10 protein-coding genes are annotated in these 12,565 nt (G+C 70.8%); 4 read left to right on the top strand and 6 right to left on the bottom strand.

Annotation, left to right across the window (positions count from 1 at the left end; genetic code table 11):
- Positions 1-20: 20 nt before the first annotated feature.
- On the top strand, positions 21-1,733 hold the full coding sequence (locus FHY03_RS02700) for a long-chain fatty acid--CoA ligase (RefSeq protein WP_183928578.1): 1,713 nt from the start codon (positions 21-23) through the stop codon (positions 1,731-1,733).
- A gap of 239 nt (positions 1,734-1,972) precedes the next feature.
- Here FHY03_RS02700 and FHY03_RS02695 read toward each other — a convergent pair whose 3' ends face one another.
- The 5 genes from FHY03_RS02695 to FHY03_RS02675 all read right to left on the bottom strand — a co-directional run bounded on the left by FHY03_RS02695 (position 1,973) and on the right by FHY03_RS02675 (position 7,563).
- The gene (locus FHY03_RS02695; protein WP_183928576.1) at positions 1,973-2,503 is read right to left on the bottom strand and encodes a PilZ domain-containing protein; all 531 of its coding nucleotides are present in this window, start codon (positions 2,501-2,503) and stop codon (positions 1,973-1,975) included.
- A gap of 99 nt (positions 2,504-2,602) precedes the next feature.
- Positions 2,603-2,869 (bottom strand): DUF2312 domain-containing protein, encoded by a 267-nt coding sequence (locus FHY03_RS02690; RefSeq protein WP_132909494.1) that lies wholly within the window; start codon positions 2,867-2,869, stop codon positions 2,603-2,605.
- Positions 2,870-3,174: 305 nt separating this feature from the next.
- Positions 3,175-4,503: an amidohydrolase family protein gene (locus FHY03_RS02685; protein WP_183928574.1), complete on the bottom strand. Its 1,329-nt coding sequence runs from the start codon at positions 4,501-4,503 to the stop codon at positions 3,175-3,177.
- A gap of 426 nt (positions 4,504-4,929) precedes the next feature.
- Positions 4,930-5,895 carry an agmatine deiminase family protein gene (locus tag FHY03_RS02680; RefSeq protein ID WP_183928572.1) on the bottom strand — a complete coding sequence of 322 codons (966 nt, stop codon included), beginning with the start codon at positions 5,893-5,895 and terminating at the stop codon, positions 4,930-4,932.
- Between the two features lie 15 nt (positions 5,896-5,910).
- Positions 5,911-7,563: a M28 family peptidase gene (locus tag FHY03_RS02675; RefSeq protein WP_183928570.1), complete on the bottom strand. Its 1,653-nt coding sequence runs from the start codon at positions 7,561-7,563 to the stop codon at positions 5,911-5,913.
- Positions 7,564-7,682: 119 nt separating this feature from the next.
- Here FHY03_RS02675 and FHY03_RS02670 point away from each other — a divergent pair, with 119 nt between their 5' ends.
- The 3 genes from FHY03_RS02670 to FHY03_RS20895 all read left to right on the top strand — a co-directional run bounded on the left by FHY03_RS02670 (position 7,683) and on the right by FHY03_RS20895 (position 10,564).
- Positions 7,683-9,701 carry a S9 family peptidase gene (locus tag FHY03_RS02670; protein WP_183928568.1) on the top strand — a complete coding sequence of 673 codons (2,019 nt, stop codon included), beginning with the start codon at positions 7,683-7,685 and terminating at the stop codon, positions 9,699-9,701.
- Between the two features lie 413 nt (positions 9,702-10,114).
- Positions 10,115-10,429 (top strand): hypothetical protein, encoded by a 315-nt coding sequence (locus FHY03_RS02665; protein ID WP_183928566.1) that lies wholly within the window; start codon positions 10,115-10,117, stop codon positions 10,427-10,429.
- Positions 10,430-10,435: 6 nt separating this feature from the next.
- Positions 10,436-10,564: a hypothetical protein gene (locus FHY03_RS20895; protein WP_260158622.1), complete on the top strand. Its 129-nt coding sequence runs from the start codon at positions 10,436-10,438 to the stop codon at positions 10,562-10,564.
- A 39-nt stretch (positions 10,565-10,603) separates the two neighbouring features.
- Here FHY03_RS20895 and FHY03_RS02660 read toward each other — a convergent pair whose 3' ends face one another.
- A complete protein-coding gene (locus FHY03_RS02660; RefSeq protein ID WP_183928564.1) occupies positions 10,604-12,520 on the bottom strand; it encodes an ATP-binding protein in 1,917 nt (638 codons plus the stop codon).
- Positions 12,521-12,565: the final 45 nt, after the last annotated feature.

Below are 12,565 nucleotides of genomic sequence, written 5' to 3'. Positions count from 1 at the left end.
GGTTGCTTACAGCGATGTCAATGACGGACGAGCACGCCTGGCAGGACGCCTATTGCCACCCGGTGCCCTGGGCCACCGGCTTCGCGCCGCGATCGATGATCGACCTGTTCGAGGATTCGGTACGCCAGCACGGCTCGCGCCCCGCGATCGACTTCCTCGGGCGCCACTATAGCTACGACGAGCTCGCCGACGGCGTGCGGCGTGTCGCCACCGGCCTTGCCGCGCTCGGCTATGGCAAGGGCGATCGTATCGGGCTGTTCCTGCCCAACACGCCCCATTATCTCGCGGCCTATCACGGCGCGCTGCGGCTGGGCTGCACCGTCGTCAACTTCTCGCCGCTCTACACCGTCGACGAGCTCTGCCACCAGGTCGAGGACTCGGGCACGCGGCTGCTGTTCACCCTCTCCGCCACCGCGCTGCTGCCCAACGCGCTGGCGGTGCTCGACAAGAGCGGGCTCGAGCGGCTGGTGGTCGGCTCGGTCGCGGGTGTGCTGCCACCCGCCAAGTCGGTCGCCTACCGCCTGCTGAAGCGGCGCGAGGTGGCGCCGCGCCCGGCCGACCCGCGCGTGCTCGCTTTCTCGCAGCTGATCGCCAACGACGGCGCGCTGCCCCCTGCCGCAATCGCGCCCGAGCGCGACGTCGCGCTGATCCAGTACACCGGCGGCACCACCGGCGTGCCCAAGGGCGCGATGCTGACCCATGCCAATGTCTCGGCCAACGCTCGCCAGGTGGCCTGCCTCGACCCGCACCGGGACCAGACCGATCGCATCCTCGGCGTGCTGCCGCTGTTCCACGTTTTCGCGAACACCTGCGTGATGAACCGCACGATCGTGACCGGCGGCGAGATGGTGCTGCTGCCGCGCTTCGACGCCGGCCAGGCGCTAGCCGCGATCGCGCGGACGCGACCGACCTCGCTGCCGGGCGTGCCGACCATGTACCAGGCGCTGCTCGACCATCCCTCGCTGGCCAAGACCGACCTGACCAGCCTGCGCGTCTGCATCTCGGGCGGCGCGCCGCTCAACGCCGAGCTGAAGGTGCGCTGGGAGGCGGCGACCGGCTCGACGCTGGTGGAGGGCTATGGCCTGTCGGAGAGCACCGGCGTGCTCACCACCAACCCCTATGATCCGCCGCAGAAGCCCGGCACGATCGGCCAGCCCTTGCCGTCGACCCGCATCCGGCTGGTCGACAAGGAGGATGCCACGCGCGAGGCGCCGCCGGGCGAGCCCGGCGAGATCGTCGCGCTGGGCCCGCAGATCATGGCGGGCTATTGGAACCGTCCCGACGCCGACGCGACCACCTTCGCGCTCGACTCGCAGGGGCGGCGCTGGCTGCGCACCGGCGACGTCGGCACGATCGACTCGGACGGCTTCATCGCCATCGTCGACCGGCTCAAGGACATGATCGCGGTCGGCGGGTTCAAGGTCTTCCCGAGCCAGATCGAGGCGATCCTCTACCATCATCCGGCGGTGCGCGAGGCGCTGGTGATCGGCATGGCCGATACCTATCGCGGCGAGGTGCCGCGCGCCTATGTCACCCTGACCGAGGAGGCGGGCGCGATCGACGGCGCGGCGCTGCGCGACTGGCTCAACCCGCAGTTGGGCAAGCACGAGCGCGTCGACCGCGTGGTGGTGCGCGCCGCCTTGCCCAAGACGATGATCGGCAAGCTCAGCCGCAAGGACCTGGTGGCGGAGATCCGTGCCGAGATGGCATCGCCGCCGATCACGCCGAGCTGAGGCGAGTGCGCCGTCGACGCGATCGTCGACGTCGTCCCGCCGTCATCCTGAACTCGTTTCAGGATCCACTGTGCCGCTGACCCAACAGGCGAGGCGTTCGCGGGACGGTAGATCCTGAAACGAGTTCAGGATGACGCAAGTGGGAGGTCGGCGCAGGTGCCGCTGCTGATCCCTTCACGCGATCGTCCGGCGAGAACGCGTCCGCACCGCACAGCGTGTGCAGGCGCCAGTCGGCCTCCCTACTTCCCCTCGAGCGCCGCGCCGATCGCGTCGGCCGGGCGCGAGAGCAGCCCGTAGACGCCCTGCGCCGCGATCACCGCCAGCGTCACGCCGACGAGTGCCATCACGATGAACTGGAAGGCGGAGGCGAAGGCGCGCGAGCGCTCCACCTGGCGCGCCATCTGCGCCTCGTGCGCGAGGCGGCGCTCGGCGCGGCGCTCGCCGGCGTCCGGCTCGGCTTTCTGCTGCGGCCGGCTGGCGAGCCGCGGCTCGTCGACCAGCGCCTTGACCGACAGCCGCTCCTGCGACTTGATGCCGAAGAAGCGGCCCTTGGCCCATTGCACGCGGCCGACGATCACGATCGTGCCGCGGCGGATCTCGACATAGCTGCCGGACTGCGGCGGCTCGTCGCAACCGCCCATCAGCCCGCGCGACGAAACGTTGTGAATGACGACGTCGACCCACTTCGCCCCCAGCCGCATCCGCGACGGGATCAGGACCGTGATCCGCTCCTCGCGCGGGCGAAAGCCAGATTGTAGCGCCGCGAGCACCGTCGTCGCATTCCCTCATCGCTGAACCAGATGGCGGCTATGCCACCGGCGGCGCGAAGAAGCCGTTAACGCGGCAGCGATCGTGACCCGTTTCGGCGATCAGAGCATCCCGAGCGCCTGCATGTACACCTCGAGGATCGACTGCTCCTCCTGGTACTCCTCGCGCTTCTGCTTGCGGATCTTCATGATCTGGCGGATCGCCTTGGCGTCATAACCGCGGCTCTTGGCCTCGGCGAAGACGTCCTTGATGTCGTCGGCGATGCCCTTCTTCTCTTCCTCGAGCCGCTCGGCGCGCTCGATCAGCAGCCGCAGCTCGTCCGCCGCGACCGCACCGCCGCCCATGCCCTCGCCCCGCTCTTCCGCCATCTCACTGTCTTCCTCGAAAATATGACGCCGCCCGCGGGCGCAGGCGAATCGCACTGCGGCGGACGGCGAGGTTCGCCCCTGATCGGGTGAGGGGGCGCGTCTATCCGGGTGCGCGCGCGGGCTCAAGTGTGGCGGTGCGGACGCAGTGAGGGAGTGGCGCTCCGTTCGCGCTGAGGAGCGGCTGAGCCCGTCGAAGTCGCGTCTCGAAGCGCCTTTACCGTCTGCGGCATCAGGTGCTTCGAGACGGCCCTTCGCCAAGCTCAGTGCCTCCTCAGCACGAACGGGTCAGGGGTTTTACTCTCCGCTCACCCACCCTTCGCCACCACCCCGCGGTGCATGACGAAGTCGACGGCCTCCAGTCGACGCACGTCGTCGAGCGGCGAGCCGGAGACCGCGATCAGGTCGGCGCGCTTGCCCGGCGCGATCACGCCCAGGTCGTCGCGGCCGAGCAGGTCGGCCGCCGCGACGGTCGCGCTGCGGATCGCCTGCGCCGGGGTCATGCCGAGGTCGACGAGGTGCGCGAACTCGGTGGCGTTGTCGCCGTGGCGCGACACGCCGCTGTCGGTGCCGAAGGCGAATTTCACCCCCGCCGCCCAGGCCTTCTTGTGGTTGGCGTGGAGCGCCGCCGCCGCCGCCTCGGCCTTGGGGATGGTGGCCGGCGGCAGCGCACCGGCGCGCGCCTGCGCGAGCGCCGCCAGCGGCGCGATCTCGGTCGGCACCAGATAGGCGTTATGCGCCTTGAACAGCCGGATCGTCTCGTCGTCGAGGTAGCTGGCGTGTTCGACCGAGTCGACGCCCGCCTCCAGCGCCGCCTTGGTGCCCTCGGCGGCGTGGCTGTGCGCGGTGGCCTTGCGCCCCAGCGCGTGCGCGGTCTCGACGATGGCGCGCATCTCCTCGGGCGTCATCGCGCGGCCGAGCCCGCCGGCGACGTTCGACAGCACGCCCCCGGTCGCAGCGAACTTGATCACCTGGGCGCCCAGCCCGACCTGCGCGCGCACCGCGCGGCGGCAGTCGTCCGGCCCGTCGCAGACGTTGATCTGATGCGCGTGCACCGCGTCGGCCCATTCCTCGGCGAGTCCGTTGCCGCCGTCCCCGTGCCCGCCGGTCACCGAGATCATCGACCCGGCGTTGACGATCGTCGGCCCGACCACGTCGCCGCGCTCGACCGCGTCACGCAGCGCGCGGATGCCGCGCGGATCACCGCCGAGGTCGCGCACGGTGGTGAAGCCCGCCTCGAGCGTGCGGCGCGCGTTGACCACCGCCGTCATCAGGTCGTCGGCCGAGTCGGTGTTGAGCCGGGTCAGCCGCTCGCGCAGCGGGTCGCCGCCGATGCCCCAGAGGTGGACGTGCATGTCGATCAGTCCCGGCAGGACGAATTCACGCGACAGGTCGACCAGCCGCGCGCCCGCGGGCGGCGGGACGAGCCCGTCGCGCACCTCGGCGATCACGCCGTCGCGCACGATCACGGTGCTGGGACCGCGCGGGCGCTCGCCGGGCCGGTCGAGCAGCTGGCCGGCGTGGACGTAGATGAGCGTCGGTACGGGCGTGGCGGACGCCGCGGGCGGGGCCGGCTGTTGCGCGCCGGCCCCGGCGGCGAGCGCGAGTGCGAGTGTGACGGCGAGTATTCTCGGCATGTTGCCCCCTGTTTTGGTGGGGCGAGGCTAGGCTGCCGCGCGGGGTTCGTCACGGGGGTGATGTGAGTGGGAGAGGCGACGCCTGCTCCGTGCCCGCCTGGTCATGCTCCCCCCCATCCACGTCCCTGTTCCTCCCCCTCACGCCCCTAACGTCATCCCCGCGAAGGCGGGGATCCAGACACGCTGACGCTCGTGCAAGGGCCGCCACGTCAGCGTCTATGGATCCCCGCCTGCGCGGGGATGACGAGGGGGGGCGAGAGGCGACGAGCCAAAAGGCAGAGGGACGGTGGGCGGAGAGGCGCGATGGCGGAGAGATACGGGCGGGGAGTATGGTGGAGAGGTGCCGGGAGGGGCGGAGGAGTAACCCGCTAGCAGAGAGCGACCCCCGGCTTCGTTCCGCCTCCTCCCGCGCCCCGCTACCCCTTCTTACGCCGGGATCTGCTGCGAGATGCAGTGGAAGCTGCCGCCCCCCGTCAGGATCGCGTCGGCGCGCAGCCCGACCACCTCGCGATCGGGGAAGAGCGCGCGCACGGCGGCGACGCCCGCCTCATCCTGTGGCGTGCCGTACACTGGAACGACCACCGCGGCGTTGCCGATGTAGAAGTTCATGTAGCTCGCCGGCACCACCTCCTCGTCACGTAGCACGCGGCCGGGCGAGGGGATCTCGACCACCTCCACCCCCGCGGCGCGCGCGCGCGCCGCGGCGTCCTGGTAGACGCGCCAGTTCGGGTCGTTCTCCGCGCCGACCGGCAGCGCCAGCCGGTTCGGGCCGACGAAGCGCGCAAGGTTGTCGACATGGCCGTCGGTATGGTCGTTGAGCAGCCCGTCGCCCAGCCACAGCACGCGCGTGTAGCCCAGGTCCGCGGCGAGCCGGCGCTCCACCGCTTCCTTGGTCAGCGCGGGGTTGCGGTTGGGGTTGAGCAGGCACTGCTCGGTGGTGACGACCAGACCGGTGCCGTCGCCGTCGATCGCGCCGCCCTCGAGCACCCACTCGCACGGCAGCACGATCAGCCCGCGCGCGCGCGCCAGCCGCGCGCCGATGTCGTCGTCGCCGGGCAGGTCGTATTTGCCGCCCCAGCCGTTGAACTGGAAGTCGCGCGCGCGCCCGTCGCCGTCGACGATCGGGGCGGTGTCGCGCAGCCAGATGTCACCGAACGGCTGCACCAGCACCTCGGCGAAGGGCGCGAGCGCGCGCGCCGCCGGGGCCGCCTCGGCGTCGGCGGCGACGAGCAGCACCTGCTCGCCGCGCCCCTCGGCATGGACCGCGCGCGCGAAGGCGGCGACCTCGTCGCGCGCCTGGTCGAGATCGTCCTGCCACAGCTCGGGATGGCTCGGGAAACCGATCCACACCGCCTGGTGCGGCGCCCATTCGGGCAGCGGGGTACGGGACACGGTCGTCACTCCTGTTCAGCGCGCGGTGGCGCGGCTGCGGTCGCGGATCGCGCGGAACTCGTCGCCCGCGACCCAGTTGGGCCAGGCGTCGCTCTCGGCCAGCGCGCGACCGATCGAGTAATAGAGCTGCACGTCCCGCACCGTCCCCGCCCAGTTCCAGTTCGGATCATATTCGTCCTTGGGGCCGTGGTAGCGGTGCTCCTCATAGTCCTTCGCCGCGGCGGCGCCCGCGGCCTTGCCGCCCGCCACCAGATCGTCGCCCGCGTCGAAATAGATCATCGGCACGCCGCGCTTGGCGAGGCTGAAATGGTCGGAGCGATAGTAGAAGCCCTTCTCCGGCGTGGGCTCGTCCGAGGCATAGCGTCCCTGCGCCTTGAGCGCCGCGTCGAGGTACGCGTCGAGCTCGGACTTGCCCTTGCCGACCACCACCACGTTCTTCGCCGGGCCGGCGAGCGACAGCGCGTCCATATTGACCCCGCCGACGGTGCGCGCGAGCGGGTAGAGCGGGTTGGCGGCGTAATATTCGGAGCCGAGCAGCCCCGATTCCTCGCCCGTCACCGCGACGAAGACCTGGCTGCGCGCCGCCGGCCCGGCCTTGGCGTTGGCCTCGGCGAGCGCGACCAGCGCGGCGGTGCCGCTGGCATTGTCGATCGCGCCGTTGCAGATGTCGTCGCCGTCGGGCGCGGCCTCGCAATGGCCGAGATGGTCCCAGTGCGCGCTGTAGAGGACGTAGTCGTCGGGGCGGGTCTTGCCCGGCAGCACGCCGACGACGTTGCGCGACATGTGCTTGCGCACCGTCTCGTCGAACGACACCGAGGCGGTCACACCCTTGAGCGGCACGGCGCGGAAGCCCTTGCGCGCGGCCGCGGCGGCGAGCTGGTCGAAGTCGAGCTTCTCGCGCGCGAACAGCGCCTTCGCCTGGTCGTACTGGATCCAGCCGATCGCTGCGCTCTGGTCGGCATGGCCGTCGGCCGCGTCGGCGACCTGCTGCGCGCCGGTCCAGCTCGACTGAACCACGTTCCAGCCGTAGGCCGCGGGTTCGGTCTGGTGGACGATCAGCGCGGCCGCGGCGCCCTGTCGTGCCGCCTCCTCGAACTTGTAGGTCCAGCGCCCGTAATAGGTCATCGCGCGGCCGTTGAAGGTGCCGCCGACGGTGGGCGTGCGCCAGTCGGGATCGTTGATGAGGATCAGCACCGTCTTGCCGCGCACGTCGACCCCGGCATAGTCGTTCCATCCCTTCTCGGGCGCGTTGACGCCGTAACCGACGAAGACGACGTCGCTGTCCTTCACCTCCTCGCTTGGGGCAATGCGATGGCTGCCCACCACCATCTGCGGCCCGTACTGGAGGCTGAGCGGCGCGCCCGCGCCCTTGAAGACGAGCGGCGAGACGTTGCGCGCGGTCAGCTCGACCAGCGGCACGTCCTGGAACCAGCTGCCCTTGTTCCCGGGCTTCAGCCCTGCCGCGGCGAAGCGCTTCGCGAGATAGGCGACCGTCTTCTCCTCGCCCGCGGTGCCCGGCGCGCGGCCCTCGTACGCGTCCGACGATAACTCTTTCGTCACCTCTTTGAGTGTCTGCTCGGCGATCGGCGCGGTCGGCACCGTCTGCGCCGCGGCGGCGCTCGCCGCGGCGAGCGCGAGCAGGGACAGGGACGAGAGACGCAGGCGCATGGACGTACTCCGGGAGGATACCGGCGCCTCATGCCAAGCTGGCTCAGCGCTGTCCACGCGGGCCTTGCGGCGCGCGCGGCGCCGGATAGATTTGTGATGGGGAACAGGGGGAAGATGTGATGAAGGGGAAGACGGGGGCGGCGCTGTGCGCGCTGCTCGCGGGGTTCGCCGGCCAGGCCGCGAGCGCGGCGCCGGCAGGGACGGACGGCGCGTCGGCGCCGGCGGCGCCCACCACGGGCGATCTGGCGAGCCGCTTCGGCGCGCGCGAGCATGTCGGCCAGGTCAGCCTGGCGCCCGACGGCGCGCACATCGCCTATATCAGCGCGACCTCGGGACGCGGCAGCGCGGTGCGGTTGATCGACGTCGCGAAGCAGCGCGAGGAGATGGTCGACCTCGGCAACGGCGAGCGACTGACCCCGTCGATGTGCGGCTGGGCCTCCTCCGCGCGGCTCGTCTGCAAGTTCCGCGGCGTCGCCGACTATTACGACAAGCAGGTGGGCTATTCGCGGCTGTTCGCCTTCGACGCCGACGGCGGCCACCCGCTGTACCTCGGCCGCAAGAGCCGGCTCGGCGCGACCCGCCTCAACCAGTTCGACGGCGACGTGATCGACTGGCGCGGGGGCGACGGCTGGGTGCTGATGCAGCGCGACTTCATCCCGGAGCGAGGTGACGGCTTCAACGCCAGCTCGGTGTCGCGCGACGGGCTCGGCGTCGAGCTGGTCGACAGCAGCACGGGCAAGGCGCAGCTGATCGAGCGCCCGGTGGCCGACGCCGAGGACTGGCTGGCCGACGGCCAGGGCCACATCCGCGTCCGCGAGACGATGCCGCGGCGCGAGGACGGCGAGCTCAAGGGCGACACCGTCTACAGCTATCGCGCGACCGGCCAGGACGCGTGGAAGCCGTTCAGCACCTCGCGCCAGGACGGCCCCAGCGTGCTCGAGCCGCTCGCGGTCGACGGCACGCGCGACGTGGCGTTCGCGACCCGGCGGCTCGACGGGCGACTCGCGCTCTACAGCGTGGCGCTCGACGGTTCGATGAAGGCGAACCTGGTGTGGAGCAATCCCGAGGTCGATGTCGGCGGAATCGCGCGGATCGGGCGGCACGGGCGCGTGATCGGCGCCACCTACGTGACCGATCGTCGCCAGACCGACTATTTCGATCCGGAGTACAAGACGCTCGCCGCCAAGCTGGCGAAGGCGCTGCCCAAGTCGCCGCTGATCGGCCTGGTCGGTGCCACCGCGGACGAGAGCCGGCTGCTGGTCTATGCCGGCAGCGACGTCGATCCCGGCATGTATTACCTCTACACCAAGGCCAAGCGCACGCTCGACCCGCTGATCGCGGCGCGTCCCGAGCTGGAGGGTGTGCCGCTCGGCCAAATGACCTCGGTCAAGTTCCCCGCGGTGGACGGCACGATGGTGCCCGCCTATCTCACGCTGCCACCCGGCGGCGCGACCAAGGGGCTGCCCGCGATCGTGATGCCGCACGGTGGGCCAGCCTATCGCGACGAATGGGGTTTCGACTGGCTCGTCCAGTTCTTCGCCGCCTCGGGCTATGCGGTGCTCCAGCCGCAGTTCCGCGGCTCGACCGGCTACGGTGACGCCTGGTTCGCCAACAACGGCTTCCGCTCGTGGGAGCTGGCGATCGGCGACGTCAGCGACGCGGGGCGCTGGCTGGTCAAGCAGGGGATCGCCGATCCGGCCAAGCTCGGCATCGTCGGCTGGTCCTACGGCGGCTATGCCGCGTTGCAGAGCAACGTCGTCGACCCCGACCTGTTCAAGGCGGTGGTGGCGATCGCGCCGGTGACCGACCTCGGCCGCACCAAGCAGGAGAGCGAGGGCTTCAGCAACCACGCCATGGTCGAACGCCAGATCGGCTCGGGCGAGAATATCGGCAAGGGCTCGCCCGCGCGCCACGCCGACCGCTTCAAGGCGCCGGTGCTGCTGTTCCACGGCGACCGCGACCTCAACGTCGGGGTGGGCCAGTCGAAGCTGATGGACAAGAGGCTGCGCGGCGCGGGCAAGGCCTCGATGCTGGTGGTGTACGAGGGATTGGACCACCAGCTCGACGACGACCGCGCACGCGCCGAGATGCTGCGCAAGAGCGACGGCTTCCTGCGCGCCGCCTTCGCGGCGAAGTGACGGGGGGGAGGAGGCGAGATGGGGTACATCGTGACCTGTGCGCCTTCGCAGCTATGGCTCTGCGCCGCGCTCCTGGGCGCCGGGACCTTCCCAGAAACGGTGTGCGATTGATCCTCCCCCGCACGGCAGCGCGTCAGCGCTCACGGACGGATGAGCCGGTCGACGAGGGGCAGGTGGACTCAAGACCGGCGAAACCCCTCCGTCAGCGCTGACGCGTTGACGCCTTGTATCTCAAGAATGAGGCATAGAGGCGGTTGCGGGTTGGGTAGGCGGTGACCCACCCCGCGCCGTTCGCGAGCGCGTTTTACCATCCAGGTTGCCGAGACCGCAGGGGAGCATGGCCCGGACGGATCTTCATCAGCCCGCACGGTTGCGAGGGGTTCTACCCCGCACGCGCGACGAAGGGAGCAAAGATGACGTCTCAGCCGGTGTTCGTCGGGAGCGACGTGAGCAAGGCCAGGCCCCATCTACGCCTGTGGCCGAGCCAGGAGTGGTTGAGCTTCTCCAACGATGACGAGGGTATCCAGGCTTGGGTGCGGCACGTGGCGGGGCTGAAGTCCGAAGCGGTCGGACTGGAGGCCTGCGGCGACTACGAATCCGCCGCGCTCGCCGCGCTCGCCGCGCTCGACGGCGAGAGCGGCACCACCCGTGGCCAGCGACGCACCGCCGGCCGCAAACCGCTGCACGACGCCGCTTACATGGCCGCCCTTGTGACCGGTCAGCACTAGCCCGTCATGAAGGCCTTCAAACGGGGCATCGCCGAAGCCGGCAAGCCATCCAAGCTCAGCGTCGTCGCCGCCAACCGAAAGCCCTTCACCACCCTCAACGCCACGCTCAAACATGATCAGCCTTGGACCGCCTGAAAGACGGTTGCTCCCCTTCAAGGGCAGGATCTCGCTTCCCTACGCCGCCGCGCGCGCTTCCCGCCGCGCGGCCGCGGCCTGTGCCACCGCGCGCTCCAGCGCGGCGAGCGTGAACGGCTTGCGCAGCACCGGGTGCCCTCCGAGGTCGATCGCCTCGTCGGCGCCGCCCGCGAACCCGGTGACGAACAGCACCGGCACGCGCGCGTGGGTCGCGGCCAGTTCGGCGACCATCTCGGGGCCCGTCAGCGTCGGCATCAGCACGTCGGAGAGGATCAGGTCGACCCGGTCCATCCCGGCGAGCAGTGCGGCGGCGCGGGTCGGGTCGTCACACGCGCGGGGATGATGCCCCAGCTCGCTGAGCGCATCCATCGTCGCGGGCAACACGCGTGGGTCGTCCTCCACCACCAGGATGTGCAGGCCCGCCGGGTTCTGCACGGGCGCGACCGGCGCCGCGCTGACGGGCATCAGCGGTGCGGACGCCGTGGGTTGCGCGCGCTCGCGCGGCAGCAGCAGCGTCACCGTGGTGCCGAGCCCCACCACCGAGTCGACCGACACGTCGCCGCCCAGTCCGCGCGCGAAGGAGAAGACCTGGCTCAGCCCCAGACCCGTGCCCTTGCCGACCGGCTTGGTGGTGAAGAAGGGCTCGAACACGCGCTCGACCACGTCGGGTGTCATGCCGCAGCCGGTGTCGCTCACCGCGAGCGCGACGTAATCCGCGCTCGCGACGGTGCGGCGCAGCGCGCGAATCGTGAGCGTGCCGCGCCCCTCCATCGCGTCGCGCGCGTTGACCGCGAGGTTGACCAGCGAGTTCTCGAGCTGAACCCGGTCGGCGCGCGTGCACCAGCCGTCGCTCTCGTCGCCGAACCGGACCGTGACGCCGTCGCCCAGCGTTCGCCCGATCAGGTCCGCGAGCCCCTCGAACAGCGGCGCGGCGGCGATCGGCTCGGGGTTGATCGCGGTCTCGCGCGCGAAGGCGAGCAGCTGCTGGGTGAGCGCGGCGGCACGCTGGGCGCCGTCGTGCGCGCTCGAGAGATGGCGCGCGGCGGTCTTCGGGTCGATCGTCACGGCGCGCTGCGCCAGCTCGATCCCGCCCAGCACCACCGCGAGCATATTGTTGAAGTCGTGCGCGATGCCGCCGGTCAGCTGGCCCACCGCCTCCATCTTCTGAATCTGGCGCAGGCGCGCCTCCTGCGCGCGCAGCTCCTCGGTCGCCTGCGCCACTGCGCTGGCGAGTTCCTCCGCACGGTCGCGCTGCGCGTCGGCCTCGGCGCGCGCCACCGCATGCTCGGACAGCGCCGACACCACCGCCCAACCGAGCCAGATCACCCCGACCACCAGCAGCAGCCCGAAGGCGGCGAGCACCTTGGCGATGATGCTCGATCGCCGCACCGAGGCCTGGGCGTGGCTGGTGCGCGCCTCGAGCAGCACGCGCTCCTGCGCCACCAGCGCGTCGAGCCCTTCGTTGATTCGCGTCAGCGAGTCGGCCTTGCTGCTGTGGTAGAAGCGCGCCAGCGCCTGGTTGTTCTTGCGATAGTTGGTGTTCAGCGCGGTGAGCGCGAGCTCGTCGCCGCGCTCGCGGAAAGCGTCGCGGATCTCGCCGAGGTGGCGCGACTGAACGGCATTGTCGTGCGTCAGCTTCTCGAGCCGGTCGATCGTCTCGTCGGCGCGGCGCCAGTCCTCGAAATAGAGCCGCCCGAGCTGCTGGTCGCCCGAGATGACGTAGCGGCCCAGCGATGCCTCCGAGCGGGCGATCGTGCCCTGCAGCGTGCGGACCAGGATCATCACGTCGTAGCTGTGGCGTTGCGCCGCCAGCGCGTCGTCGCGGCGATGATTGGCCTCGCGCAGCGTCAGCAGCAGCGCGGCGAGCACCGCGACGCCCAGCAGGCCCAACACCCACAGGGCGATCGTCCCCCAGGTGGAGGTCGGGCCTCCGCGCTCGGCGTCCTCGTCGGTCACCGGCGGCGGTTTACCGCCGTTTACCTTACTAAAGGTTAAAACGCC

The organism is Sphingomonas sp. BK345 (assembly GCF_014193845.1).
GTDB lineage: Bacteria > Pseudomonadota > Alphaproteobacteria > Sphingomonadales > Sphingomonadaceae > Sphingomonas.
Note: the sequence above shows the minus strand (reverse complement) of the source record. Positions and strands in the feature narration are given on the sequence as shown.